Below are 24,238 nucleotides of genomic sequence, written 5' to 3'. Positions count from 1 at the left end.
GAACCGACGCTTAGGGGTGGCCGTGCGCGCATTATCGTTGGCCTTGCTTGGGGCTTTGGCCGGTCTGGTCGCGGTGACGGCGCCCGCCGTCGGGGAGGCCGCGACGAAGGCCAAGCCGGGCGTGGCGCGGGGCGGCCCGGCGCAGCGGGTGGCCTTCTCCGCCGACTGCGAAGCCGCGGAGAAGGGTGACGCCGCAGCCGCCTACCGGGTCGCGCGCCACTTCCTGTTCGGCGTGGGCGTGCGGCGTGACCAGCGCGTCGGCACGGCCTGGCTGCGCGCCGCCGCCTCGCGCGGGCATCCGGACGCGCGCCGGCTGGTTGCCTATGTGCCGGGCCGCATGGGGCATGTCCGCCCCTGGTGCCGGCCGGGTGCCGCCCCTTTGCGGGAGATCGGGCCGCCGCCCCCGCAGATCGTCGCCATGGTGCGGGAGCAGGCGCCGAAATACGGGCTCGACCCCGCGCTGGTGCTGGCGGTGATCCAGGTGGAGAGCGCCTACCGCTCCGACGCGGTGTCGCCGAAGGAGGCGGCCGGGCTGATGCAGCTGATCCCCGACACGGCGGAGCGGTTCGGCGTCGCCGACGTCTTCAGCCCCGCCGAAAACATCAAGGGGGGCATCAAGTACCTGCGCTGGCTCTTGGCCTATTTCCAAGGGGACGTTACGCTGGCGCTGGCCGGCTACAACGCGGGGGAACGGGCCGTGGACCGCTACAAGGGCGTTCCGCCCTACGACGAGACGCGGAACTACGTGCGCGCCATCCGCCGCCTGTACGACGCGCCGCGGCACCCGTTCGACGCGGCCGTGGCGGAGCCGTCGCCGCTGGTGACCCGGCAGGCGGCCGAACTGGCGCGGCCGAACAAAGGTTGATTTTCCGCTCAGGAACAGGGGAGACGCGCACCGTGCCGATGTCCGAACGCAGCTTTCTCGGCCTCAGCGCGGCCGGCTTCCACAAGGTGGCCTACACCCAGTGGGGCCGCGACGACGCGCCGCGCACGGCGGTCTGCGTGCATGGGCTGACCCGCAACGGGCGCGACTTCGACGCGCTGGCGCTGGATCTGGCCGACGGCTGGCGGGTGGCCTGCCCGGACGTGGTCGGGCGCGGCAAGAGCGGGTGGCTCGCCAACCCGGCGCTCTACGGCTACCCGCAATATTGCGCGGACATGGCGGCGCTGGTCGCGCGGCTGGGCGTCGAGCAGGTGGACTGGGTCGGCACCTCCATGGGCGGGCTGATCGGGTTGATGCTGGCGGCGCAGCCGAACAGCCCGATCCGCCGCCTGGTCATCAACGACGTCGGGCCCTTCGTCTCCAAGATCGGGCTGCAGCGGATCGCCGACTATGTCGGCAAGGATCCGGTTTTCGAGGACATCGCCGCGGTCGAGTCCTACCTGCGCTTCGTCCTGATGGGCTTCGGCCGCCTGCCCGACGAGGCGTGGCGGCACATGGCGGAGCACAGCGCGCGGACGCGGCCGGACGGGCGCTACGGCCTCGCCTACGATCCCGGCATCGCGGAGGCGTTCAAGGCGCAGCCGATGCAGGACGTCGACCTCTGGGCCTTCTGGGACCGCATCCAATGCCCGGTGCTGGTGCTGCGCGGGGCGACGTCGGACATCCTGCTGCGCGAGACGGCGGAGGAGATGACCCGGCGCGGCCCCAGGGCGCGCGTCGTGGAGTTCGCCAACACCGGCCACGCCCCGGCCCTGATGACCGAGGACCAGATCGCGGCGGTGCGCGGCTTCCTGCTGGAGGGGTGACGATTGAAACTGGCGGCCTTATAAGGTCGGCATGACCGACGCTGCCCCGACCAACGACTCCGCCGCTCCGTTCGACCCGCAGGCACTGCCGCCGCTGCGCGAGGTGATCGCCCGCTTCGGGCTCGACGCCCGCAAGGCGCTGGGGCAGAACTTCCTGCTCGACCTCAACCTGACGGGGCGCATCGCGCGCTCCGCCGGGGACATGACCGGCGTGACGGCGGTGGAGGTCGGGCCCGGCCCCGGTGGGCTGACCCGCGCCCTGCTCGCCACCAAGGCGCGTCAGGTCATCGCCATCGAGCGCGACCACCGCTTCATCGAGGCCTTGCAGGACGTGGTGCAGGCGGCGAACGGGCGGCTCGCCATCGTGGAGGGCGACGCGTTGGAGGTCGATCCCATCGCAATCGCCCCCGCCCCGCGTGCCATCGTGGCGAACCTGCCCTACAACGTGGCGACCCCGCTGCTGATCGGCTGGTTGGCGCGGATCGAGGAGTTCGTCAGCCTGACGCTGATGTTCCAGAAGGAGGTCGCCGACCGGCTGGTCGCCAAGCCGGGCAGCAAGGCCTATGGGCGCCTGTCGGTCATCACGCAGTGGCGGGCGGACGCCCGGGTGCTGTTCAACCTGCCGGCCAAAGCCTTCACCCCGCCGCCGAAGGTCGCCTCCACCGTCGTGCACCTGACCCCGCGCGCCAACCCGGAGCCGGCGGAGTGGAAGGCGCTGGAGCAGGTCACCGCCGCCGCCTTCGGCCAGCGCCGCAAGATGCTGCGCCAGAGCCTGAAGAGCCTGGGCGACGCCGAGGCCCTGCTGGCTGCGGCCGGCATCGAGCCGACTGCGCGGGCGGAAGAGGTGAGCGTCGCGAAGTTCGCGGCGCTGGCGCGGGCGTACCGGGCGAACATCCCTCTCCCGCCCCGGGAGAGGGAAGCGCCGTAAGGCGCAGGGTGAGGGTCGCGCGAGAATCCGGCGCTGATTCTTGGTTCTACCCTCACCCGGCCGCTTTCAGCGGCCACCCTCTCCCGGGACGGGAGAGGGAATTAAAGTGCCGCCTGGATGCTCTGCACGAAGGCCGGAAGGCCGACCTGGCGGGTGCGGCGCAGGCGTTCGGCGCGCAGGATGGCCTGCACGGCGGCCACGCTCTCGTCCACGTCGTTGTTGACGATGACGTAGTCGTACTCGGCCCAGTGGCTGATCTCGTCCGACGCCTTGGCCATGCGCTGGGCGATCACCTCGGCCGAATCCTGGGCGCGGGTGTGCAGGCGGCGTTCCAGCTCGGCGCCGGAGGGCGGCAGGACGAAGACGCTGACGAGGTCGGCGCGGGCGTTGGCGGCGAGCTGCTGCGTGCCCTGCCAGTCGATGTCGAACAGGACGTCGCGGCCGGCGCCCAGCGCCTGCTCCACCGTGCTGCGCGGCGTGCCGTAGCAGTTGCCGAAGACGCGGGCGTGTTCCAGCAGGTCGCCGGACTCGGCCATGCGGTCGAATTCCGGCATGTCGACGAAGTAGTAGTCCACGCCCGGCTTCTCGCCGGGGCGCATCGGCCGGGTGGTGACTGACACCGACATGGTGATGTTCGGGTCGATGTCCAGAAGGCGTCGGGAGATGGTGGTCTTGCCCGCCCCGGAAGGGGAGGACAGGACGAGCATCAGGCCGCGCCTGGAAATGGGCTTGGCGATCATGGGTGCGGTGCCGTGTCTGACTTATTCGATGTTCTGGACCTGCTCGCGCAGCTGTTCGATGGAGGCCTTCAGCGACAGGCCGATCCGGGTCAGCTCGACGTCGGATGACTTGGAGCAGAGCGTGTTGGCCTCGCGGTTGAACTCCTGGCACAGGAAGTCGAAGCGGCGGCCGATGGCGCCGCCCTCCTTCAGCATGTCGCGGGCGGCCTGGATATGGGCGCGCAGGCGGTCAAGCTCCTCCCGCACGTCGGCCTTGGCGATGAGGATGGCGGCCTCCTGGGCCAGCCGCTCCTCCGGCAGGGCGGGGGACGCGTCGAGCAGGGCGGCGACCTGGTTGCGCAGGCGGTCGCGCAGCGCCTCCGGCTGGGTGCTGGCGCAGGCCGAGGCGGCGGCGACCAGCCGCTCGATCTCGTCCAGGTGGCCGTTCAGGACGGTGACGAGTCGCGCGCCCTCGGACAGGCGCGCGGCGGCGAGCTGGTCGATCAGGCGGCCGAGGTCGGCCTTCAGCGCCGTCTCCACGCGCTCCCGCGCCTCGCTCTCGTCCTCCTCGACCGGTTCGATGATGCCGCGCACGGACAGCAGCGAATCGAGCCGCGGCGGGGCGGCCCCGGCGCCTTCGATCTCGCGCGCCAGTTCCAGAACCTGGGCCAGCAGCTCGCGGTTGATGCGGAGTTGCGTCACAGCCTGGCTGCGGTTCACGGTCAGGTTCACGTTGACGCTGCCGCGGGCCAGCCGCTTGGGGATTTCCGCGCGGGCGGCGGCCTCCAGCGTGTCGAAGCCCGTGGGCTGGCGGCAGCGGATGTCGAGGTTGCGCCCATTGACGCTCTTCGCCTCAAAGGTCCAGGAATAGCCGTCGGCGTGTCCGTCCACGCGTGCGAAGCCGGTCATGCTGGATACAGCGGGGCGTTGGGCGGACAAAACAGCCTCGACTACAATTTGTGGGATCTCGGGGCTCAAGTTATAGCGTCGCGACGCCGAGGCAACAAGGCTAAGGAGAGGGAGGGAACATGCGCGATCCGCGCTCCATCGTCATCACCGGGGCGTCGAGCGGCATCGGGGAGGAACTGGCCTATGCCTACGCGGCACCGGGCGTCCGGCTGGCGCTCACCGGGCGTGACGCGGGGCGGCTGGCGGCGGTGGCCGAACGGTGCCGGGGTTTAGGGGCGGAGGTCGAGGACGTGGTGATCGACGCGGCCGACTGGGCGGCGATGGCGGACTGGCTGTCCGGGCTGGACCGGCGGGCGCCGGTGGATCTGGTGATCGCCAACGCCGGCGTGTCGGCCGGGACGGGCAACGGCACGGAAAGCGAGGAGCAGGCGCGGCGCATCTTCCAGGTGAACCTGGACGGCGTCCTGAACACCGTGCACCCGCTGCTGCCGGGTATGCAGGCGCGGCGGCGCGGGCAGATCGCGCTGATGGCGTCGCTGGCCGGCTTCCGCGGCATGCCGGGAGCGCCGGCCTACTGCGCCAGCAAGGCGGCGGTGCGGGTCTACGGCGAATCGCTGCGCGGGGATCTGGCCGGGCAGGGGATCGGCGTGTCGGTGATCTGCCCCGGCTTCGTGAAGAGCCGCATGACCGCGGTGAACCGCTTCCCCATGCCCTTCCTGATGGAGACGGACCGCGCGGCGCAGGTCATCCGGCGCGGTCTGGCGCGGAACCGGGGCCGGATTTCCTTCCCCTGGCCGATGGTTGCGGCGGTCTGGCTGATGGCGGCGCTGCCGGCGAGGTGGACGGACGCGCTGCTGCGGCAGGCGCCGCGGAAGGGGTGAGGGGGGGTGTCGCGTTGGGCCCCCACCCTAACCCTCCCCCATCTTCGACGGGGGAGGGGACTGCCGCCACGCGTCCCTGAAAGCCCTCCCCCGCGAAGTGGGGGAGGGTTGGGTGGGGGCCCAACGCAGGAACTTTGCGATGCGGGAAAACAGTCCCAGTGATGTTGGGTTGCGGCTTCGCCTCCACCCAACCTACGGGTGTCGCGATGGCGGGGGGCGTAGGGGCGTAGGTTGGGTGAAGCGCAGCGGAACCCAACGGTCCGGCTACGCCTTGGAATAGCCCCAGACCGACGCGGGTGGGACGTTCAGGGGGGTGAAGCCCAGGCGCTTGCCTTTCAGGCCGAGCGCGCGCTGGTTCAGGGGGGAGCCGACGCCGTAGGTGTAGAGCACGAAGCGTCCGCCCTCGGGAAGAATGCGGAAGCAGGCCTCGACCACCTCCTTCTGGACGCGCATCGGCAGGTTCAGCATGGGGATGCCGATGACCACCGTGCCGACCTTGCCGACGAGGTTGGGGCCGAGCCGGTCCGCCGCCTTGCGGCAGTCGTCGTGGATGACGTTCACGTCCGGGTAGTGGCCGCGCAGGAAGTGGCTGAGGTGGTCGTCGATCTCGAAGGTGAAGATGCGCTCGCCGGGGATGCCGGATTGCAGCAGGGCCTTGGTGATCGCGCCGGTGCCGCCGCCGAATTCAACGACGATCTGGTCGGGGCCGCAGACGACATGCTGACGGATCAGTTTGCACAAGGCACCGGAGGACGGTGTAACGGAGCCCATGGACAGGGGATTTGCCAACCAACGCTGGAAGAAAAGCCACGCGGCCGGCGGCGTCTTGCCGCTTTTTTGCTTTTCGGCGACGGTGATTTCCGTTGGTGTCATGGTCGGCCTTTCGCCGTTGGCTGTTGAGCGTTTTAACCCCGGGGCTAAACAAGCAAGAGCCGCAGGGGGTCCCGAACGTTAGTTTCCGTTAAGCACTTATGTCCGATCCGCCACCCCCCTGCAACCCGCGGGAAAGCCCGGCCGGTATGACGATGGTGCTAGCGCAAAAGCTCCTGCCCTGCGTAGGACAGGCCGCTGGCGACCAGCGCGAAGAAGACCAGGGAGGCGACTGTGAGGCCCAGCGCGCCCGCGATCGCCGCACCGTCGCGCTCGATCAGGCCGAGCGACAGCAGCACCAGCGCGAAGCCCGGCAGCCAGCCGGTCAGCGGCAGCGGCACCACGCAGGTCAGCGACAGCAACAGGATCAGAACGCCGAACCAGCGCTCCCCGTCGATGTGGGCGAAGCGCGGGAAGCGGGGCTTCAGCATGCGCTCGATCCCCGTCAGGCGCGGCATCGCCGCGTCGATCATGCGCCCGGCGAGGGTCCGGCTGACCGACCGGCGCAGCAGCCAGTCGGGCAGGGCCGTGCCGGTCCGGCCGAAGGCCATGCGCGCGGAGAACAGCAGGATCGGCAGGTCGAACAGGCAGGACACGCCGAGCGGCACCGGCGCCACGGTCGGCAGCGCCAGCGCCAGCAGGATGGTGCCGAGCGAGCGGTCGCCCAACGCGCGGACGAGGTCGCCAAGCGAGACCCGGCCTTCCGGCAGGTTCGCGCGGAAGGCGGCGAGGACGTCGGAGGTGCGCTCCTCGGTTTCTTCGCCGGTGGCCGTTCCGGTGTAGGGCACGTCGCGGGACGCGCTCATACGCCGGCCTCCGCGGCGGCGGACTCGTAGGCTTCCAGGAATTCCAACCAGCTCTCCTCGGCGGTGGCGAGCTTCTTTTCGACCAGGCCCAGGTCGATCTGCAGCTTCTGCAACTTGTCGCTGGGCCCGCTGTAAAGGGCGGGGTCGGCGAGCTTCGCCTCGATCTTCCGCTTCTCCTCGCTCAGCTTGTTGACGAGCGATTCGGCGTCGGTCGCCTTCTTCTTCAAAGGCGCGAGCGTCGCGCGCGCCTCGGCGGCGGCGCGGCGCTGGTCCTTGCGGCTGGGCCCCGCGTCCGCGGCATCGCCCTTGGCGACGGCGCGCTCCGCCTTCGCCCGGTCGAGCAGGAAGCGGCGGTAGTCGTCCAGGTCGCCGTCGTAGGCGGAAACGGTGCCGTCGGCGACCAGCAACAGCCGGTCGGCGGTCAGCTCGATCAGGTGCGGGTCGTGACTGATGAGGATCACCGCGCCCTCGAAGCCGTTGATCGCCTCGATCAGCGCCTCGCGGCTGTCGACGTCCAAATGGTTCGTCGGCTCGTCGAGCATCAGGATGTGCGGCGTCTCGCGGCTCATCAGCGCGAGCAGAAGGCGTGCCTTCTCGCCGCCCGAGAGGTCGGAAATGCGGGTTTCCGCCTTGCTCTGCTGGAAGCCGAAGCGGCCGAGATGAGCGCGCACCTTCTCCTCCGGCGCCAGCGGCATGATGCGCTGGGTCTGCTGGATGGGGGTCAGCGACAGGTCAAGCTCGTCCTGCTGGTGCTGGGCGAAATAGCCGACGCGCAGCTTGTTCGGCCGCCGCACGTCGCCGCCCATGGCGTCCAGCCGGCCGGCCAGCAGCTTCACCAGCGTGGACTTGCCGTTGCCGTTGGCGCCCAGCAGGGCGATGCGGTCGTCCATGTCGATGCGCAGGTTGACGCGGCGGAGGATGGCGCGCTCGCCATAGCCGATGGTGACGTTCTCCAGCGCGATCAGCGGCGGGGCCATCTCGTCCGGCTGGGGGAAGTTGAAGACGACCTCGGCGTCGTCCTCCATCAGCGTGATGGTCTCCAGCTTCTCCAGCGCCTTCAGGCGGCTCTGCGCCTGGCGGGCCTTGGTGGCCTTGTAGCGGAAGCGTTCGACGAAGGCCATCATGTGCTTGCGCTTGGCCTCCTGCTTGGTTGCCATGGCTTGCAGCCGCTCCTGGTTGGCGCGGCGCTGCTTCAGGAACTGGTCGTAGTTGCCGGCGTAGGTCACCAGCTTCCCGTGGTCCACATGGATGGTCGTGGTCGGGACCGAGTTCAAGAGGTCGCGGTCATGGCTGACCAGCAGGATGGTGTGCGGGTAATTCTTAAGGTAGCTCTCCAGCCACAGTGTGGCTTCCAGGTCGAGGTGGTTCGTCGGCTCGTCGAGCAGCAGCAGATCCGGCCGCGCGAACAGCACGCCGGCCAACGCCACGCGCATCCGCCAGCCGCCGGAAAAGTCGGAGCAGGGGCGGGCTTGCGCGTCGGCGTCGAAGCCCAGGCCCGACAGCACCTGTGCGGCGCGCGAGGGGGCGGAGTGCGCCTCGATGTCGGCCAGGCGGGAATGGATCTCGCCGATGCGCATGGGGTCGGTCGCCGTCTCCGCCTCCGCCAGCAGGGCGGTGCGCTCCGTGTCGGCGGCGAGAACGGCGTCGATCAGGCTGGTGGAGCCGCTCGGCGCCTCCTGCGCGACCATGCCGATCTTCGTGCCCGTCGGCACGGAGATCGCCCCGGCGTCCGTCTGGAGCTGGCCGGCGATGAGCTTCAGCAGGGTGGACTTTCCGGTGCCGTTGCGGCCGACCAGGGCCACGCGGTGGCCCTTCGACACGACCGCGGTCGCGCGGTCGAACAGCACCCGTCCGCCGAAGCGGAACGTCAGATCGTTGATGTGCAGCATGGCCGGGTCGGTGTACCACGAGGCCGCACCATATTTGAAGCGGAACGGGTGACAAGCGTCGATCATGGCAGCCTCCACGAAGCGGTTGCCGTGATCGAAAAGCGCCTATATAACCCCGCGCAACCGGCGCCCCGGGCAACAGGTGGCGCCCCATAATGCCTTTCCAGCAGGAGCCCACCGCCATGGCCGTCGAACGGACCCTCTCGATCATCAAGCCCGATGCCACCCGCCGCAACCTGACCGGCAAGATCAACGCCAAGTTCGAGGACGGCGGCCTGCGCATCGTCGCGCAGAAGCGCGTCCAGCTGTCGAAGGCCCAGGCCGAGCAGTTCTACGGCGTGCACCGCGAGCGCCCGTTCTTCAACGACCTCGTCTCCTTCATGATCTCCGGCCCGGTCGTCCTGCAGGTGCTGGAAGGCGAGAACGCCATCGCCCGCAACCGCGAGATCATGGGCGCCACCAACCCGGCCAACGCCGCCGAGGGCACCATCCGCAAGGAGTTCGCCGAGTCGATCGAGGCCAACTCGGTGCACGGCTCCGACGCCCCGGAGACCGCCGCGCAGGAGATCGCCTTCTTCTTCGCCGGCATCGAGCTGGTCGGCTGATTCCAGCCACCGGTTCATGAGGATCGCCGAAGGGCCGCCCCATCAGGGCGGCCTTTTTGCGTTCCCCGTCACGAACTTGTCTCGCGGCGCGGGCAAAGCCCCGTGGACAGGCGGGGCGAGTTCGAGTATTCGGGGTGGCAACCGTCAGGAGTACCCCCATGGAAAGCCAGGACAGCAAGCCGATCGTCGCCTCCCTTCTGGAGCCGCTGCCCCAGCTCACGGCGGGGCGAAACGACCTGGGCGAGCCCGGCGTGGTCGAGCTGCTGGTGCGCGGCTACGTGGACCAGTGCCTGTCGGCCTTCCAGCAGGTGCTGGGTGAAGAGCTGGACCTGGACACCGCCATCGACGCCATCAACGGCCAGGCGACGGCGCTGAACGCGGTGTTCCTGGGGACGAGCGGCTTCGACACGGTGGTGGTGCACCCCTGGAACTCCGCCGACCAGCTCGGCGTGTTCCTGCGCGACGCGCTGGACCTGGACTTCGCGCCGGAGGATTGCGTCCGGGCCGGGCTGATCCATCTGGCGACCCACGTCATGCACGCCATCCAGGGCGGCCAGGACGCCTGGGAACAGCAGGTGGACGCGCTGGTCGGCGACATGCGCGACCTGCTGCTGGGCCGCCTGCCGGGGCAGTGAGGCAGTTTCCGTAGGTTGGGTGGAGCGCAGCGCAACCCAACACACGTCGCCACACGGACGATGTTGGGTTGCGCTGCGCTCCACCCAACCTACGGTGCTTCTGCTACAGCAGGAAGATCGCCATCAGGATCAGCAGCACCACCACGGCGACGGTGCCGATGGTGAGGAAGCGCGTGAAGGCGTGCCAGCCGGCCGCGTGCTCGCGGACCAGCTCGTCGCTGACCTCGTTGTGGGTGTGTTCGGTAACCGCCATGTCGTCCCCCCGTTGATTGCGCCTTATTCGGCGGAAAATGTAAGGGGTGCCAACGGTTCCGGCAAGGGTTCCGCTGGCGTGGCCAACGATCAGCTTAGGCCGGCGGGTTGATCAGCGCGGGCAGGGCGGGCATGTCGCCGCTGAGCAGGACGCGGTCGCCCTCCACCCGGGTGCGCCCCTCGGCGATCAGGCGGACGGCCTGCGGGTAGATCCGGTGTTCCGACTCAAGGACCCGGTCGGCGAGCGTGTGGGCGTCGTCGCCGGGCAGCACGGGGACCGCCGCCTGGGCGATGATGGGCCCCTCGTCCATCTCCGGACGCACGTAGTGGACCGTGCAGCCGTGGAAGCGCACCCCGGCGGCCAGCGCCCGCCCGTGCGTGTCCAGACCCTTGAAGGAGGGCAGCAGCGACGGGTGGATGTTGATCAGCCGGTCGCGCCACGTGTCCACGAACCAGGGCGACAGCAGGCGCATGAAGCCGGCGAGGCAGACCAGCTCGACCCCGGCCGCACGCAGGCGGGCGTCCATCGCCTCCTCGAACGCCCGCTTGTCGCCGGGGAAGTCGCGGTGGCTGACCACGGCGGTCGGAACGCCGGCGGAGGCCGCGCGTTCCAGCCCGTAGGCGTCGGCCTTGTTGGACAGGACCAGCGCGATCTCGGCCGGGAAATCCGGGGCGGCGCAGGCGTCGAGCAACGCCTGCAGGTTGCTGCCACGCCCGGAGATCAGGACGCCGACCCTCAATGGAGATGGCGTTAGGCGCGCCATTCCGTGTCCATCCCGCTGACGGTCACGCGGGCCTCGCCGTCCTGGATGGCGTGGACCGTGCCGACGGTGAAGACCGTCTCGCCTCCCTGGGCCAGGATCTCGGCCGCCTGCTGCGCCTTCTCCGCCGGGACCGCGACGACCATGCCGAGGCCGGTGTTGAAGGTGCGCGCCATGTCCAGCGGCGTCAGCCCGCCCGTCTTCATCAGCCAGGAGAAGACCGGCGGCAGCGGCCACTTGGCCGCGTCCAGCGTCACGCCCAGCCCGTCCGGCAGGACGCGCGGGATGTTCTCGATCAGGCCGCCGCCGGTGATGTGCGCCATGGCGTTCACGGTGCCGGCGCGGATGGCGGCCAGCGTGCTCTTCACATAGATGCGCGTCGGGACCAGCAGCGCCTCGCCCAGCGTCTTTCCGGCGTCCCAGGGGCAGGGCGAGTCGTAGCCGAGGCCGGACTTTTCCACCAGCTTGCGCACCAGCGAGTAGCCGTTGGAGTGCACGCCGGAGGAGGCGAGGCCCAGCAGCACGTCGCCCGCCTGCACCTTCGAGCCGGTCAGCGCGTTCTCGCGCTCCACAGCACCCACGGAGAAGCCGGCGAGGTCGTAGTCGTCGGCCGCGTACATGCCGGGCATCTCCGCCGTCTCGCCGCCCACCAGCGCGCAGCCCGCCTGGCGACAGCCCTCGGCGATGCCGGCGACGATGGCGCGGCCGGCGGCTACGTCCAGCTTGCCCATGGCGTAATAGTCGAGGAACAGCAGCGGCTCCGCGCCCTGCACGACGAGGTCGTTTACGCACATCGCCACGAGGTCGATGCCGACCGTGTCGTGCTTCTTCGCCAGGATGGCGACCTTCAGCTTCGTGCCGACGCCGTCCGTGGTGGCGACCAGGAGCGGATCCCGGTACCCGGCCGCGCGGAGGTCGAACAGGGCACCGAAGCCGCCCAGCCCGGCGTCGGAGCCCGGGCGCGCGGTGGATCGGGCGAGCGGCTTGATCGCGTCAACGAGCGCGTTGCCCGCGTCAATGTCCACGCCGGCCTGCTTGTAGGCGTCGGACGTGTTATTAGACTGGGTGCTGATGGTATCCTCGCTTGGGCTGAGCTATATACCTGGGCCAATTCGGCCGGGTCGCCGGAACGGGCCGAACATACTCGAATCGGAAGGCATTGCAATGCTCCACCGCCGCCACGCGCCGCTGTTTGCGGGCTTCGCCCCCGTCATCGTGGCCGCCGCCCTCCTGACGCTGGCCGTTCCCGCCGGGTCCGCCCGGGCGCAAGCGCCGGGGGCCGCCCCGCCCGCCGCTCCGGTGGCCGCTCCGGTGGCCGCTCCAGGTTTGGCGCCGTCCGCGGCGCTGGCGGCGGACGGCTACACGGTCCAGGGCGTCAAGGTGGACGTCAGCGCGGCCAACGCCAACGCCGCGCGCGACCAGGCGATCCGCGAAGCGCAGGTCAAGGCCTGGGCCGAGATGTACAAGCGGCTGGTCCCCAACGCCACGACGGCGCCGAAGGTGTCGGACAACGACCTCGCCCGGCTGGTGCAGGGCTTCGAGATCGACGACGAGAAGGTGTCGGCCACCCGCTACCTCGGCAGCATCACCGTGCGATTCCGCCCCAACGCGGTGCGCGACATGCTGGGCGGCGCCGCGCAGCAGTATGTGGAGCCGCCGGCCCGGCCCTTCGTCGTGCTGCCGGTCACCGTGACCGACGGGCGCCCGGTCCTGTGGGAGGACCGCACCGCCTGGCGCGAGGCCTGGGAGGGCCGGCCGGCCGGCGGGACGCTGGTGCCGCTGGTCGTGCCGGACGGCGAGCTGTCGGACATCTCCGCCATCGGCGTGAACGAGGCGCTGGCCGGCACGCCGGAGGCGCTGGCCCGCATCGCCCAGCGCTACAACGCCGCGGGCGTGATCGTCGCCAAGACGGAGCTGCCGAGCGGCGGGCCGGACCTCGGCCGGCCGCTGACGGTGGAGGTCACCCGCTACGCGCCGGACGGGTCGAAGGACCAGCAGGCGGTCAATGTGAAGGCCGACGTGTCGGACCGCACCGCCGACTTCCTGGGCCGCGCCGTCACCTTCGTCACCGCGGCGGTGGACGAATCCTGGCGCCGGGAGAACACCATGCCGACCGGGCCGGAGCAGTCCACCCTGGTGCGCGTGCCGCTGTCGAGCCTGACCGACTGGGTGGAGACCCGCAAGCGTCTGGGCGGCGTGCAGGGCATCACCCGCACCGACGTGGTGTCGCTGAGCCGGTATGAGGCGGTGGTCGCGCTGACCCACCGCGGCGACGTGGAGCGGTTGCGCCAGCAGATGGCCCGCCGCGACCTCGGCCTGTCCCGCACCGGCGCCGTGGCGGCTCCGGTCCAGCCGGTCCAGCCGGGGATGCCGCCGGTGGCGCAGCCGGTCGCCGACTGGCAGTTGCAGGTGCTGCCGCGCGGCGCCGGGGCCGACCTGCTGTCGACCGCGCCGGTCCAGCCGGCCGTTGCCGCGCCCGCGCCGCTGTCCGGTGCCGCGCCGGCGCCGGTCGGCGGGGCCGTCACTGGCGGCGTGGCGCCGGGGGCGCCGCCGCGCGTTCTGGGGACCTTGCCCGCGACCGGGCCGACTCGTTATTGAGCCTGGCCTGTTTCAAAGTGTCGCAACGGCGAAAGAGTCCGCGGTGAGCATTCCGAACATCATCACCTTCCTGCGTATCCTGATCGTTCCCGTCGCCGTCTACTTCATCCTGGCGGGCGAGCTGGGCGTGGCCTTCTGGCTGTTCGTCGGCGCCGCCGTGTCGGACGGGCTGGACGGGGCGGTCGCGCGCATGTTCCGCGCACGCACGGTGCTGGGCGCCTATCTCGACCCCATCGCCGACAAGGCGCTGCTGGTCAGCGTCTATGTCTCCTTGGGGCACATGGACGTGCTGCCGCTGTGGCTGGTGATCCTGGTGGTGTTCCGCGACGTGATGATCGTCGGCGGCGTGATGCTGCTGTACACGCTGAAGGAGTCGCTGGCGATGCAGCCGCTCTACATCAGCAAGATCAACACGGCGGTGCAGCTGGCGCTCGCCGCGGCGGCGCTCGCCCCGGCCGGGCTGGGGCTTCCGGAATTCCAGCTGTTCGGGATGGGCGTCCTTCCCCTGCTGATCTGGGCCTGCGCCGTGACGACGGTGCTGTCCGGGCTGGCCTACGTCTACCGGGGCGGCCTGCTGTTCAACCGGCATGGGGGCGTGCCCTGATGCCGGACCAGCGCCTGTCGGACCCGCCAGCAACGAACCGTCAGCTGCGTTTCTGGCTGATCGGGCTGGGGCTGTTCGTCCTGGCCCTGTGGCTGCTGTCCGGCATGCTGCTGCCCTTCGTGGTCGGGCTGGCCGTCGCCTACCTGCTGGATCCGGTGGTGGACCGGCTGGAGCGCTGGCGCCTGCCGCGCTGGCTGGCCACGACGCTGGTGCTGCTGTCCTTCGTCGTCGTCCTCGTGCTGCTGAGCCTGCTTCTGTTGCCGCTGGTGCAGGCGCAGGTGGCCCACCTGATCGAGGTGCTGCCCAACTACGCCACCGCGATGAAGGAGCGGGTGCTCCCGATGATCGACCGGCTGGTGCACCGCCTGTCGCCGGAGGACGTGGAGCGGCTGCGCGGGGCCGCCGGGAACTACGCGGGAGAGATGGTCGGCTGGGTCGGCCGGGTGCTGTCCGGGATCCTGTCGGGCGGGCTGGCGCTGTTCGATGTGCTGTCGGTGCTGTTCATCACGCCGATCGTCGCCTTCTACCTGATGCGCGACTGGGACCTGCTGGTCGCCAAGGTGAACAGCTGGCTGCCGCTGGACCACGCCGAGACGATTCGGGAGCAGGCGCGGCAGGTGGACATGACGCTGGCCGGCTTTGTGCGCGGGCAGGCGCTGGTCTGCCTGGTGCTGGGGCTGTTCTACGCGGTGGGGCTGTCGGTGGCGGGCCTCGATTTCGGGCTGGTCATCGGGCTGCTGGCGGGCCTTCTGTCCTTCATCCCCTATGTCGGCACCCTGTTCGGCTTCGTGTCGAGCACCGGGCTGGCCCTGTTGCAGTTCGACGAACTGTGGCGGGTCGGCGTGGTGGTGGGGATCTTCCTGTTCGGCCAGGCGGTGGAGGGCAACGTCCTGACGCCGAAGCTGGTGGGGGATAAGGTCGGGCTGCACGCCGTGTGGGTCATTTTCGCCCTTCTGGCGGGCGGAACGCTGTTCGGCTTCGTGGGCGTGCTGCTGGCCGTGCCGGTGGCGGCGGTGATCGGCGTCCTGACGCGCTTCGCGCTCGGCCGCTACCTGCAGAGCCCCTATTATCGGGGCGGTGCGGCGCCATGACGGCGGGGCGGCCATGACCATCGCGGCGCAGCTTCCGCTCGACCTCGGCCACCGCGTGGCCATCGGGAGCGAGGATTTCCTGGTCGCGCCCAGCAACGCCGACGCCGTAGCGTGGCTCGACCGCTGGCCATCCTGGCCGGCGCCCGCCCTGGCGGTCTACGGGCCGGCGGGTTGCGGCAAGACGCATCTGGGCCACGTCTGGCGGGCGCGCAGCCACGCGCCGATCGTCAGCGGGGATGCGCTGGATTCGGCCGACCTGCCGGCCTTGCTCGGCCGCGCCAACGCCGTGGTGGTGGAGGACGCCGACCGGGTGGCCGGCGCGCCCGCGCGGGAGGAGGCGCTGTTCCATCTCTACAACCTTGCGCGCGACTCGGGCGGCCATCTGCTGCTGCTGTCGCGCAAGCCGCCGGCGCGCTGGCGCGTGAAGCTGCCGGACCTGCGGTCGCGCATCAAGGCGGCGCCCGCGGTGGGGGTGGAGGCACCCGACGACGCCCTGCTGGCCGCTGTGCTGGTGAAGCTGTTCGCCGACCGCCAGTTGCGGCCGGGCATGGATCTCCTCACCTACCTGCTGACGCGGATGGAGCGCTCGCTCGACGCCGCGCGCCGGGTGGTCGCCGCCCTTGACCGGGCGTCGTTGGCCGCACACCGTCCGTTGACCGTCCCGCTCGCCCGCGAGGTGCTGGCCGAGCTGGACCACGAAACGGGAGGTAAGGACGATGGATCTGGGAATCGCCGGTCGCCGCGCCATCGTGTGCGCAGCCAGCAAGGGGCTGGGTAAGGCCTGCGCGCTGGCGCTGGCGCAGGAAGGCGTTCACGTCACCATCACCGCGCGCAGCCGCGACCTGCTGGAAGCGACGGCGGAGGATATCCGCAAGGCGACCGGCGTCACCGTGACCACCGCCGTGGGCGACATCGCGACGGAGGAGGGGCGCGCCGCGGCCCTGGCCGCCTGCCCGGAGCCCGACATCCTGGTGAACAACGCCGGCGGCCCGCCGCCGGGCGACTTCCGCGAGTGGGAGCGCGAGCACTGGATCCGCGCGGTGGAGGCCAACATGCTGGCCCCGATCTTCCTGATCAAGGCGACGGTGGACGGCATGATCGCCCGCAAGTTCGGGCGGATCGTGAACGTCACCTCGGGCGCGGTGAAGGCGCCGATCTCCAACCTGGGCCTGTCGAACGGCGCGCGCGCCGGCCTGACCGGCTTCGTCGCCGGCCTGTCGCGGCAGACGGTCCGCCACAACGTGACCATCAACAACCTGCTGCCCGGCCCCTTCGAGACCGACCGCCTGCGCACCACCATGGAAGGGGCCGCCAAGGCCAACAACCGAAGCGTCGACGACGAGATGGCCGCCCGCCGCGCCACCAACCCGTCCGGCCGCTTCGGCGATCCGGCGGAATTCGGGGCGATGTGCGCCTTCCTGTGCTCCGCGCAGTCCGGTTTCATGACCGGGCAGAACGTGCTGCTGGACGGCGGGGCTTATCCGGGGACGCTGTGACGGTGGGAGGCCTCCTGTCTATGGCGTGGAACTCGGAGGCAGCCGCGAGCCCCTCTCCCCTTGTGGGAGAGGGGGTGGGGTGAGGGGGAAACGCTGGCGATGGCCGGACGGGCATTCATATCCGCCCATCCGGGCGTAAATACCCCTCAACCCAAACCCTTCTCCCACAAGGGGAGAAGGGCTTCGCACCCGACGAACACGCCTTCGGGAGTGGCAGAGTGGTGTCAGGGGATTCCGCTCACTGGTACTTGGCGAGGATGGCCGTGTAGGCCGGGGTCTTCAGGAAGTTTTCGAACGCGGCCTGGAGCAGGGCGACGTGGTCCGGCGGGGTCGACTTGGAGGTCGCCACCCACAGGGGCAGGTCGCGCAGTTCGAACTTGCGCTCGATCTGGCCGGCCGGGACTTCCGCCTCGCGCATGCCGGCGGTGGCCATGTAGCCCTGCGACATCCAGGCGTTGAGACGGCCGGCGACGAGCTTCTTGGCGTTCATGGACTCGGCGGCGACGCCCTGCATGACGCCTTCCAGGTTCAGTTCCTTCGCCACGCTCTCGGGCGCGCCGCCGGACAGCACGCCGAGCGACGCGACCTGGAGCAGTTCGTCCTTGTTGGCGGGCTTGGCGGCGCCGGCCGGGACGTAGACGTACATCTTCTCTTCCAGGATCTTCGCCACCCAGGTCCAGTCGGGCTCGCGCACCGGGGTGCGGGCGAAGGGCGACACGAGGCTGCCCGGCTCGCCGATGGCGTCGGACTGGGCGCGCTTCCACGGCACGGCGCTGATGATCTCATAGTTCAGGTTCGCGGCCGACAGGGCGCCCGTCATGATCTCCAGGATCACGCCGCTGCCTTTGCCGCCTTCCGCCTCGTTGATGTAGGGCGGGATGATCCCGGTGTGGATCTTGAAGGTCTGCGCGGAGGCAGCGCCGGTCAGCGCGAACACCATCGACAGGCCGAGTAGAATCTTTCGCATCGCGTAGCCCCCAGGGTTCTCGTTCTTGTGCGGGGCGGCGCCGGGCCGCTTCACGGGGCACAATGTTTCCGCGATCGGGGGCGATTTTGGAACCTGAAGTCAAGGGGTGCGGCGAAACGTTACACGTTTGGGTTGTTTGCGTACAAAGAAGTTTCGTCACGCGGAACGTGCCGGTCACGCCTGCCAGAAGACCGGCGTGTCACGGAACGTCTTCCATAGGTCGACCGACTGCTTGCGCCGTCTGCCGGCGCGCTTCGCCAGCCATTTGGCCGCCGCGTCGGCGGCGGAGCGGCGGGCCCGATCCTCGTCGCTCAGCCGGCGCAGCAGGGCCCGCGCGACGACCGCGTCGTGGTCGGCGTCCAGGGCGTCCAGCATGGCCTCCAGCGCGCCGATGAAGGGGACGGTCGCGGATTCGGCGTAGAGGCCGCGGAAGAACTCCGCCGTGTAGCGCAGCTTGCGCAGGCGCCGGCGCAGCCGGTCGCGCGCGGCGCCTCCAACCTCGTCGCCGTCCCGATCGGAGAGTTCCTTTCCGGCCTTCAGCGCCTTGGCGTGCTGGACGGCCAGCCACGCGCCGGACAGGCTGGCCATCGGGCGGTCGAGCTGGGCGCGCAACGCCGGGTCGGCCCCGCTGTGCCAGCGTCCGTCCTCCAGCCACGCGCCGAGCGCCAGGATCAGCCCCGTGCAGCGCGGCGACTGGATGGCCCGCACGGCGGCCTCGGCCGGGTCGCGCCGCGCCTGGCGCACCGCGTCGGCCAGGGCGGGCAGGCCGTCGGGCGCCTTGTCCGTTGCGGCGAAGGGGGCGATCACGCCGGACAGCAGCACGTCCCATTCCCGCGCCGGGCCGAGCTGGCCGATGAACCAGCGGATGCCGTCGCCGCTGGTTTTATCTATGCCGTTGTCGGCGCGGCAGGCCTCCGGCTTGCCGACCAGGGGGCGGAACAGGCGGATCGCGGTGCGCAGCCGGCGCAGGGCGACGCGCATCTGGTGCAGGCCTTCCACGTCGCCGCCGGCCAGCGCGCAGGCCTCGTTGGCGAGAAGCTGGCGCAGGCAGTGGCGGACGATGTGCCGGTATGCCTCCGCCACCGTGGTGACGGGGGACAGGCCCAGCGGCTCCGGCAGGACGGGGGCGGGGAGGCGGCCGGTGACGAGGCGGTAGCCGACCTCCGCCTTGCTTTCCGTCCCAATGCGGGCGGGCACGCTGCGCTGGAGTGCCAATGCGGTGTCGAACAGGCGGCCGACGCGCCCGGACTTCAGCTCAAGCTCGACTTCGCTGATGGGCGCGCAGGCGTTGCCGGCGGTGATCCGCCCTTCGTCCACGGCGAGTTCGATCGCGGTCAGCGCGTCGGGGCGGAGGAGGAGGGTGGTGCGCCGGAACTCCGTCGTGAAGAGAGGGGCCAGCGCGCCGCGCGCGTCCGCCGGGACGAGCAGCGCCACGCCCTCCGCCTCCAGCGGGGCGAGGTCCGGCTCGGGGCCGGCGATGGTCCAGTCCCATTCCTTGCGGACGGCGACGGCGGCCGAATCGCCGGAGGTGGCGGAGTTGACCGTCTTCAGCGTCTGGATGAAGCGGCCGTCCTCCCGCCGCACGCGCAGGGCCACGCCGTTGGCGTACAGCCGCAGGTCGGGCGTGTCGAAATAGACCGTGTGCAGATCGCGGACCACCGGCTCGCCGTCCGCATGCTCCCGCAGGGCGGGCAGCGCCGGCACGCGGCCGAGGTCGCGCGGGTCGAGGTGGAGCTTCATCTCCACCTCGCGCACGGCGGACGGCGCAGCAGACGGCACAGGGACGGCGGCGGTCGGGGGAGCGGTCGGCAAGGGGCGGAACTCCCTGACAGGGCTGGCCGGAATGGTGCAGGCCTGAAATACCCCAACCGGGGAAGGGCGTTAAGAGAGTTTGCGCGGCAGGACGAAATCGGCGAGCCGCCCGGCGCCGAGGTCGAGGTCGCGCCAGTGGGCCGCTTCGAACAGCAGAACCGCGCAGGCGCCGGTCGGAAACTTCTCCTCCAGCGCCCGGCGGTGCCCGTCGTCGCCGGAGCCTGTCAGCTCCCGCGCGAGGTCGTGGAGGTCGGGGTTGTGGGCGACCAGCAGCAGCGACGCCGCCGAGTCCGGCGCGTCGCGCAGCCGCTCCAGCAGGACCCGCGCGCCGCAGAGATACAGGCCGCGCTCGAACTCCACGGGCAGGTCCGGCGCGTCCATGGCGGCGAGGACGCGGCGCAGCGTGTCCTCGGCGCGGACCGCGGTGGAGCAGAGGGCGAGGTCGATGTGCGCCTTGCGGTCCTTCAGGTAGGCGCCGACCCGCCGGCTGGCCTTCTGCCCGCGCGGCGCCAGGGGGCGGTCGTGGTCGTCGACGGACGGATCGTCCCAGGACGACTTGCCGTGGCGCAGAAGGTATAGGGTTTTCATGGCGGATTGCCCCTCCCGGCGTGATTGGCCGCTCTTGAACCTGTTTTAGGCGCGGGTCTATCGTTGAATCACGTTGATTGACCCGAAACCGTAACCGACATGGGGTAGACTGCCCGCCCCGACCGTACCCGCCGGACTCTACCGGCCCCGTGATCCACGCGAAAGCCCGAGGCTGCTGTGACGAACCTTCAGGACCTGGAAGCGTATTGCATCGAAGCGAACGCGCCGGAGCGCTTCATCAACCGCGAACTGTCGTGGCTGGCTTTCAACCAGCGGGTCCTGGAGGAGGCGTCGAACCCCAACCACCCGTTGCTGGAGCGGCTGCGCTTCCTGTCGATCTCGGCCAGCAACCTGGACGAATTCTACATGGTCCGCGTCGCCGGCCTGAAGGGGCAGGTGGCCGCCGGCGTGAAGGCGCCGAGCCCGGAGAACCTGACCCCCGCCCAGCAGCTGGCCGCCACCAACCAGCGCATCATCGAGCTGATGAACGCCCAGCAGGCCATGTGGCGCAGCCTGAAGGTGGACCTGCGCGAGGCCGGGATCGCCGTGGTCGACGCCGACGAGCTGACCGATGGCGAGAAGGACTGGCTGGAAGCGAAGTTCCTGGACGACATCTTCCCCATCCTGACCCCCATCGCGGTGGACCCGGCGCACCCGTTCCCGTTCCTGCCGAACCTGGGCTTCTCGCTGGCGCTGCAGCTGCACGATTCGGCCAAGGGACGGCACCTCGACGCGCTGGTGCCGCTGCCGGCGCAGCTCGACCGCTTCATCCGCCTGCCGGGGTCGGACATCCGCTTCATCCAGCTGGAAAAGGTGGTGATGCTGTTCATCGACCGCCTGTTCCCCCCGTTCCAGGTGAAGGCGCACGGAGTCTTCCGCGTGCTGCGCGACAGCGAGATCGAAATCGAGGAGGAGGCGGAAGATCTGGTCCGCACCTTCGAAAGCGCGCTGAAGCGCCGTCGCCGCGGCAGCGTCATCCGGCTGGCCACCGACGCGGGCATGGCCGCGGATCTCCGCGAGTTCCTGCGCCACGAGCTGAACGTGTCGAACGACGACGTGTTCATCCTGGACGGGCTGATCGGCTTGACCGACACCAAGCACCTGATCGTGGACGAGCGGCCGGACCTGGTCTTCCGGCCCTTCAACGCGCGCTTCCCGGAGCGCATCCGCGACTTCGGCGGCGACTGCTTCGCGGCGATCCGCGACAAGGACATCGTCGTCCACCACCCTTACGAGTCCTTCGACGTGGTGGTGCAGTTCATCCGGCAGGCTGCGCGCGACCCGCAGGTGGTCGCCATCAAGCAGACGCTCTACCGCACCAGCAAGGACAGCCCCATCGTCGCGGCATTGATCGAGGCGGCGGAGGCCGGCAAGTCGGTCACCGCCCTGGTCGAGCTGAAGGCCCGATTCGACGAGGAGGCCAACATCCGCTGGGCTCGCGACCTGGAGCGTGCCGGCGCGCAGGTGGTCTACGGCTTCGTCGATCTGAAGACGCACGCCAAGGTGTCGCTGGTCGTGCGGCGCGAGAACAAGGCGCTGCGCAGCTACGTCCATTTCGGGACCGGCAACTACCACCCGATCACCGCCAAGATCTACACCGACCTGTCCTTTTTCACCTGCGACCCGGCGCTGTGCCACGACGCGGCGGTGATGTTCAACTTCATGACCGGCTACGCCACGCCGAAGGTGCTGGAGAAGATCGCCATCGCGCCGATCACGCTGCGCCAGCGGCTGGGCGAGCTGATCGACGCGGAGATCGCCCACGCCGCCGCCGGCAAGCCGGCGCACATCTGGGTGAAGCTGAACTCGCTGGTCGATTCGGAGATCATCGACAAGCTTTACAAGGCCTCCCAGAAGGGCGTGCAGATCGACATGGTCATCCGCGGCATCTGCTGCCTGCGGCCGGGCGTGAAGGGCCTGTCGGAGAACATCCGCGTGCGCAGCATCGTCGGCCGCTTCCTGGAGCATGGGCGCGTCATCTGCTTCGGCAACGGCCACGCGCTGCCGAGCCCGCAGGCCAAGCTGTACATCTCCTCGGCCGACTGGATGCCGCGCAACCTGGACCGCCGAATCGAGACGCTGGTGCCCATCGAGAACCCCACCGTGCACGAGCAGGTGCTGGACCAGATCATGGTCGCCAACCTGAAGGACGAGGCGAACAGCTGGACGCTCGGCCCCGACGGCGTGTACCACCGTGTGGAAGCCGGCCCGGACGGCTTCAGCGCCCACAACTACTTCATGACCAACCCCAGCCTGTCGGGCCGGGGCAGCGCGCTGAGCAGCAAACGGACGCCGCCGCGGTTGAAGCTCCGTACGGTGACCTGAAGCAAGGAGTGACGGATTCCCATGACGTCTGCGCAGGAAAACGGGGCCGGCTCGCCGAACACTGGCGTTGTCGAGAACGGTGTTCTCGACCGGGTGGAGCGCGTCGCGGTGATCGACATCGGGTCCAACTCCATCCGGCTCGTTGTCTATGACGCGCTGAAACGGTCGCCGCTGCCGGTCTTCAACGAGAAGGTCCTGTGCGGGCTGGGGCGCGGCGTGGAGAAGACCGGCCGCCTCAACCCGGAGGGCGTGGCCCAGGCGCTGGACGCGCTGGAGCGGTTCAGCGTGCTGGCCGCCGGCATGCGCGTCGGCCGGCTGGACATCATCGCCACGGCCGCCGTGCGCGACGCCAGCGACGGGGAGGCCTTCGTCGATGCCGTGAAGGCGCGCACGGGCCTGGAGGTCCGCGTCATCAGCGGCGAGGAGGAGGCGCGGCTGTCCGCGCTCGGCGTGCTGTCCGGCACGCCCGCCGCCGACGGGCTGGTCGGCGACCTGGGCGGCGGCAGCCTGGAGCTGGTCCGGCTCGACCGCGGCGTGATCGGCGAGCATGTGACCATGCCGCTCGGCCCCCTGCGGCTGATGGAATCGGCCAGCGGCAAGCAGAACGGGCTGAACCGGGTGATCGACCAGCATCTGGAAAAGCTGGACTGGCTGCCGCGCGTGAAGGGAAAGCCGTTCTACCCGGTGGGCGGCGGCTGGCGCGCGCTCGCCAAGCTGCACATGGAGCAGGTCAAGCACCCGCTGCACATCATCCACCACTACGCCGTCCCTTGCGGCGAGGCGCGCGACTTCGCCGGGCTGATCGCCAAGCAGAGCCGGTCGTCGCTGGAGAAGATGTCCGGCTCCCGCCGCCGGGTCGACACGCTGCCCTACGCCGCCCTGGTGTTCGAACGCCTGCTGCGGGCGGCCCAGCCCTCGACGGTCGTGTTCTCGGCCTTCGGGCTGCGCGAAGGGCATCTGTTCTCTCTGCTGCGCCCGGAGGTGCAGCGCCAGGACCCGCTGATCGCGGCGGCCGACGACTGGGCGCAGCGCTTCGGCCGGATGGGCGACCCGGCCCTGCTGGTGTCCTGGACCAGCGGCCTGTTCGCCGGCGAGGACGACGCGGCGCAGCGGCTGCGTCAGGCCGCCTGCCTGCTGAGCGACGTGGGCTGGGGGGAACACCCGGACTACCGCGCCGAGCACGCCTGCCTGCGCATCCTGCGCTATCCCTTCCCCGGCGTGGACCACGACGAGCGGGCGTTCCTGGCCCTGGCCGTCTACGCCCGCTACGCCGGCACCATCGACGGGCCGGCGACGGTCGGCCCGCGCTCCCTGCTGAACGAGGCGCAGGCGCTGAAGGCGACGGTGCTGGGCCTGGCGCTGCGGCTGGCGCACACGCTGACCGGGGGAGCGACGGCGCTGTTGCAGCGCACGACCCTGAAGGTGGCCGGCGAACGGCTGACGCTGACCCTGCCGGACGACAACAGCGTCCCCGCCGGGGAAGCCGTGCAGCGGCGCCTGGACGCGCTGGCCAAGGCCCTGAACCGCAAGGGCGAGATCGCCCCGTCGGCGCGGCCCCAGGCGGCGTGAGGGGGCACTTTCTCCCTCTCCCCTCTGGGGAGAGGGTCGGGGTGAGGGGGCCCCGCCACTTTGGTACGTCCGGCAAGAGCCGGGGGGGGGGGGCCGCCCCCCCCCCCCCCCCCCCCGCCGCGGGGGGGGGGGCGGGGGGGGGGGGGGGGGGGGGGGGGGGGGAGGCGTGGACGAGTGTGAGCGG

At 70.3% G+C, this 24,238-nt stretch carries 24 protein-coding genes; 13 read left to right on the top strand and 11 right to left on the bottom strand.

What is annotated here, in order from left to right:
• Nucleotides 1–22 precede the first annotated feature (22 nt).
• The 3 genes from J2851_RS20875 to rsmA are packed head-to-tail and all read left to right on the top strand — an operon-like array spanning nt 23 to nt 2,677.
• Entirely contained in the window at nt 23–865 is an 843-nt protein-coding gene (locus J2851_RS20875) for a lytic transglycosylase domain-containing protein (RefSeq protein ID WP_307420365.1), read from the top strand.
• A gap of 32 nt (nt 866–897) precedes the next feature.
• Nucleotides 898–1,749 carry an alpha/beta fold hydrolase gene (locus J2851_RS20870; RefSeq protein ID WP_307420363.1) on the top strand — a complete coding sequence of 284 codons (852 nt, stop codon included), beginning with the start codon at nt 898–900 and terminating at the stop codon, nt 1,747–1,749.
• Nucleotides 1,750–1,780: 31 nt separating this feature from the next.
• Nucleotides 1,781–2,677 (top strand): 16S rRNA (adenine(1518)-N(6)/adenine(1519)-N(6))-dimethyltransferase RsmA, encoded by an 897-nt coding sequence (gene rsmA / locus J2851_RS20865; protein ID WP_209768620.1) that lies wholly within the window; start codon nt 1,781–1,783, stop codon nt 2,675–2,677.
• Between the two features lie 101 nt (nt 2,678–2,778).
• Here rsmA and gmk read toward each other — a convergent pair whose 3' ends face one another.
• Both gmk and J2851_RS20855 read right to left on the bottom strand, forming a co-directional pair.
• Nucleotides 2,779–3,417: a guanylate kinase gene (gmk, locus tag J2851_RS20860; protein WP_209768619.1), complete on the bottom strand. Its 639-nt coding sequence runs from the start codon at nt 3,415–3,417 to the stop codon at nt 2,779–2,781.
• A gap of 21 nt (nt 3,418–3,438) precedes the next feature.
• The gene (locus J2851_RS20855) at nt 3,439–4,305 is read right to left on the bottom strand and encodes a YicC/YloC family endoribonuclease (protein WP_209768617.1); all 867 of its coding nucleotides are present in this window, start codon (nt 4,303–4,305) and stop codon (nt 3,439–3,441) included.
• 119 nt (nt 4,306–4,424) lie between these two features.
• Between J2851_RS20855 and J2851_RS20850 the strand changes: the two genes are divergently transcribed.
• Nucleotides 4,425–5,186 (top strand): SDR family NAD(P)-dependent oxidoreductase, encoded by a 762-nt coding sequence (locus tag J2851_RS20850; protein ID WP_209768609.1) that lies wholly within the window; start codon nt 4,425–4,427, stop codon nt 5,184–5,186.
• 264 nt (nt 5,187–5,450) lie between these two features.
• On the opposite strand, the gene J2851_RS20845 is transcribed toward J2851_RS20850, so the two are convergent.
• The 3 genes from J2851_RS20845 to J2851_RS20835 form a co-directional block, all read right to left on the bottom strand.
• The gene (locus J2851_RS20845) at nt 5,451–6,059 is read right to left on the bottom strand and encodes a class I SAM-dependent methyltransferase (protein WP_209768608.1); all 609 of its coding nucleotides are present in this window, start codon (nt 6,057–6,059) and stop codon (nt 5,451–5,453) included.
• 158 nt (nt 6,060–6,217) lie between these two features.
• A complete protein-coding gene (locus tag J2851_RS20840; RefSeq protein WP_209768607.1) occupies nt 6,218–6,862 on the bottom strand; it encodes an exopolysaccharide biosynthesis protein in 645 nt (214 codons plus the stop codon).
• Nucleotides 6,859–8,751 (bottom strand): ABC-F family ATP-binding cassette domain-containing protein, encoded by a 1,893-nt coding sequence (locus J2851_RS20835; protein ID WP_209768801.1) that lies wholly within the window; start codon nt 8,749–8,751, stop codon nt 6,859–6,861. The genes J2851_RS20840 and J2851_RS20835 overlap by 4 nt, the downstream gene beginning before the upstream one ends.
• A 182-nt stretch (nt 8,752–8,933) precedes the next feature.
• Here J2851_RS20835 and ndk point away from each other — a divergent pair, with 182 nt between their 5' ends.
• Nucleotides 8,934–9,356 carry a nucleoside-diphosphate kinase gene (gene ndk / locus J2851_RS20830; protein WP_014197473.1) on the top strand — a complete coding sequence of 141 codons (423 nt, stop codon included), beginning with the start codon at nt 8,934–8,936 and terminating at the stop codon, nt 9,354–9,356.
• 158 nt (nt 9,357–9,514) lie between these two features.
• On the top strand, nt 9,515–9,991 hold the full coding sequence (locus J2851_RS20825) for a hypothetical protein (protein ID WP_209768606.1): 477 nt from the start codon (nt 9,515–9,517) through the stop codon (nt 9,989–9,991).
• Between the two features lie 103 nt (nt 9,992–10,094).
• On the opposite strand, the gene J2851_RS20820 is transcribed toward J2851_RS20825, so the two are convergent.
• From J2851_RS20820 to purM, 3 genes are all read right to left on the bottom strand, one after another.
• Nucleotides 10,095–10,244: an aa3-type cytochrome c oxidase subunit IV gene (locus J2851_RS20820; RefSeq protein ID WP_209768605.1), complete on the bottom strand. Its 150-nt coding sequence runs from the start codon at nt 10,242–10,244 to the stop codon at nt 10,095–10,097.
• A 94-nt stretch (nt 10,245–10,338) separates the two neighbouring features.
• The gene (gene purN, locus J2851_RS20815) at nt 10,339–11,007 is read right to left on the bottom strand and encodes a phosphoribosylglycinamide formyltransferase (RefSeq protein ID WP_209768603.1); all 669 of its coding nucleotides are present in this window, start codon (nt 11,005–11,007) and stop codon (nt 10,339–10,341) included.
• Entirely contained in the window at nt 10,995–12,029 is a 1,035-nt protein-coding gene (gene purM / locus J2851_RS20810) for a phosphoribosylformylglycinamidine cyclo-ligase (protein ID WP_370881321.1), read from the bottom strand. Before purM ends, purN begins: the two co-directional genes overlap by 13 nt.
• 139 nt (nt 12,030–12,168) lie before the next feature.
• Between purM and J2851_RS20805 the strand changes: the two genes are divergently transcribed.
• The 5 genes from J2851_RS20805 to J2851_RS20785 are packed head-to-tail and all read left to right on the top strand — an operon-like array spanning nt 12,169 to nt 16,793.
• Nucleotides 12,169–13,602: a DUF2066 domain-containing protein gene (locus J2851_RS20805; protein WP_209768601.1), complete on the top strand. Its 1,434-nt coding sequence runs from the start codon at nt 12,169–12,171 to the stop codon at nt 13,600–13,602.
• A gap of 43 nt (nt 13,603–13,645) precedes the next feature.
• Complete coding sequence (locus J2851_RS20800; RefSeq protein WP_209768600.1) at nt 13,646–14,206, top strand: CDP-alcohol phosphatidyltransferase family protein; 561 nt, start codon at nt 13,646–13,648, stop codon at nt 14,204–14,206.
• The gene (locus J2851_RS20795) at nt 14,206–15,297 is read left to right on the top strand and encodes an AI-2E family transporter (protein ID WP_209768599.1); all 1,092 of its coding nucleotides are present in this window, start codon (nt 14,206–14,208) and stop codon (nt 15,295–15,297) included. Before J2851_RS20800 ends, J2851_RS20795 begins: the two co-directional genes overlap by 1 nt.
• 13 nt (nt 15,298–15,310) lie before the next feature.
• Nucleotides 15,311–16,075 (top strand): HdaA/DnaA family protein, encoded by a 765-nt coding sequence (locus tag J2851_RS20790; RefSeq protein WP_209768598.1) that lies wholly within the window; start codon nt 15,311–15,313, stop codon nt 16,073–16,075.
• Complete coding sequence (locus J2851_RS20785) at nt 16,014–16,793, top strand: SDR family oxidoreductase (protein ID WP_209768597.1); 780 nt, start codon at nt 16,014–16,016, stop codon at nt 16,791–16,793. Before J2851_RS20790 ends, J2851_RS20785 begins: the two co-directional genes overlap by 62 nt.
• Before the next feature lie 238 nt (nt 16,794–17,031).
• Here J2851_RS20785 and J2851_RS20780 read toward each other — a convergent pair whose 3' ends face one another.
• The 3 genes from J2851_RS20780 to J2851_RS20770 all read right to left on the bottom strand — a co-directional run bounded on the left by J2851_RS20780 (nt 17,032) and on the right by J2851_RS20770 (nt 20,160).
• Nucleotides 17,032–17,760 (bottom strand): substrate-binding periplasmic protein, encoded by a 729-nt coding sequence (locus tag J2851_RS20780; protein WP_209768596.1) that lies wholly within the window; start codon nt 17,758–17,760, stop codon nt 17,032–17,034.
• A 174-nt stretch (nt 17,761–17,934) separates the two neighbouring features.
• The gene (locus J2851_RS20775; RefSeq protein WP_209768595.1) at nt 17,935–19,572 is read right to left on the bottom strand and encodes a CYTH and CHAD domain-containing protein; all 1,638 of its coding nucleotides are present in this window, start codon (nt 19,570–19,572) and stop codon (nt 17,935–17,937) included.
• A 69-nt stretch (nt 19,573–19,641) separates the two neighbouring features.
• On the bottom strand, nt 19,642–20,160 hold the full coding sequence (locus J2851_RS20770) for a SixA phosphatase family protein (RefSeq protein WP_209768594.1): 519 nt from the start codon (nt 20,158–20,160) through the stop codon (nt 19,642–19,644).
• A 177-nt stretch (nt 20,161–20,337) separates the two neighbouring features.
• Here J2851_RS20770 and J2851_RS20765 point away from each other — a divergent pair, with 177 nt between their 5' ends.
• Together J2851_RS20765 and J2851_RS20760 are read left to right on the top strand one after the other, a co-directional pair.
• Entirely contained in the window at nt 20,338–22,485 is a 2,148-nt protein-coding gene (locus J2851_RS20765; RefSeq protein ID WP_209768593.1) for an RNA degradosome polyphosphate kinase, read from the top strand.
• A gap of 21 nt (nt 22,486–22,506) precedes the next feature.
• On the top strand, nt 22,507–24,054 hold the full coding sequence (locus J2851_RS20760) for a Ppx/GppA family phosphatase (protein ID WP_209768591.1): 1,548 nt from the start codon (nt 22,507–22,509) through the stop codon (nt 24,052–24,054).
• The last annotated feature ends 184 nt before the right edge of the window (nt 24,055–24,238 follow it).

This window comes from Azospirillum rugosum (assembly GCF_017876155.1).
Taxonomy (GTDB): domain Bacteria; phylum Pseudomonadota; class Alphaproteobacteria; order Azospirillales; family Azospirillaceae; genus Azospirillum; species Azospirillum rugosum.
The sequence above is the reverse complement of the archived record's forward strand: the minus strand, read 5'-3'. Positions and strand labels throughout refer to the sequence as shown.

What these genes read in the sequence shown, in the direction of transcription:
- rsmA (WP_209768620.1), top strand. Translation starts at nt 1,781, where the DNA reads ATGACCGACGCTGCCCCGACCAACGACTCCGCCGCTCCGTTCGACCCG.
- gmk (WP_209768619.1), bottom strand. Translation starts at nt 3,417, where the DNA reads ATGATCGCCAAGCCCATTTCCAGGCGCGGCCTGATGCTCGTCCTGTCC.
- J2851_RS20855 (WP_209768617.1), bottom strand. Translation starts at nt 4,305, where the DNA reads ATGACCGGCTTCGCACGCGTGGACGGACACGCCGACGGCTATTCCTGG.
- J2851_RS20850 (WP_209768609.1), top strand. Translation starts at nt 4,425, where the DNA reads ATGCGCGATCCGCGCTCCATCGTCATCACCGGGGCGTCGAGCGGCATC.
- J2851_RS20845 (WP_209768608.1), bottom strand. Translation starts at nt 6,059, where the DNA reads ATGACACCAACGGAAATCACCGTCGCCGAAAAGCAAAAAAGCGGCAAG.
- J2851_RS20840 (WP_209768607.1), bottom strand. Translation starts at nt 6,862, where the DNA reads ATGAGCGCGTCCCGCGACGTGCCCTACACCGGAACGGCCACCGGCGAA.
- J2851_RS20835 (WP_209768801.1), bottom strand. Translation starts at nt 8,751, where the DNA reads ATGCTGCACATCAACGATCTGACGTTCCGCTTCGGCGGACGGGTGCTG.
- ndk (WP_014197473.1), top strand. Translation starts at nt 8,934, where the DNA reads ATGGCCGTCGAACGGACCCTCTCGATCATCAAGCCCGATGCCACCCGC.
- J2851_RS20825 (WP_209768606.1), top strand. Translation starts at nt 9,515, where the DNA reads ATGGAAAGCCAGGACAGCAAGCCGATCGTCGCCTCCCTTCTGGAGCCG.
- J2851_RS20820 (WP_209768605.1), bottom strand. Translation starts at nt 10,244, where the DNA reads ATGGCGGTTACCGAACACACCCACAACGAGGTCAGCGACGAGCTGGTC.
- purN (WP_209768603.1), bottom strand. Translation starts at nt 11,007, where the DNA reads ATGGCGCGCCTAACGCCATCTCCATTGAGGGTCGGCGTCCTGATCTCC.
- J2851_RS20805 (WP_209768601.1), top strand. Translation starts at nt 12,169, where the DNA reads ATGCTCCACCGCCGCCACGCGCCGCTGTTTGCGGGCTTCGCCCCCGTC.
- J2851_RS20795 (WP_209768599.1), top strand. Translation starts at nt 14,206, where the DNA reads ATGCCGGACCAGCGCCTGTCGGACCCGCCAGCAACGAACCGTCAGCTG.
- J2851_RS20790 (WP_209768598.1), top strand. Translation starts at nt 15,311, where the DNA reads ATGACCATCGCGGCGCAGCTTCCGCTCGACCTCGGCCACCGCGTGGCC.
- J2851_RS20785 (WP_209768597.1), top strand. Translation starts at nt 16,014, where the DNA reads ATGGATCTGGGAATCGCCGGTCGCCGCGCCATCGTGTGCGCAGCCAGC.
- J2851_RS20780 (WP_209768596.1), bottom strand. Translation starts at nt 17,760, where the DNA reads ATGCGAAAGATTCTACTCGGCCTGTCGATGGTGTTCGCGCTGACCGGC.
- J2851_RS20770 (WP_209768594.1), bottom strand. Translation starts at nt 20,160, where the DNA reads ATGAAAACCCTATACCTTCTGCGCCACGGCAAGTCGTCCTGGGACGAT.
- J2851_RS20760 (WP_209768591.1), top strand. Translation starts at nt 22,507, where the DNA reads ATGACGTCTGCGCAGGAAAACGGGGCCGGCTCGCCGAACACTGGCGTT.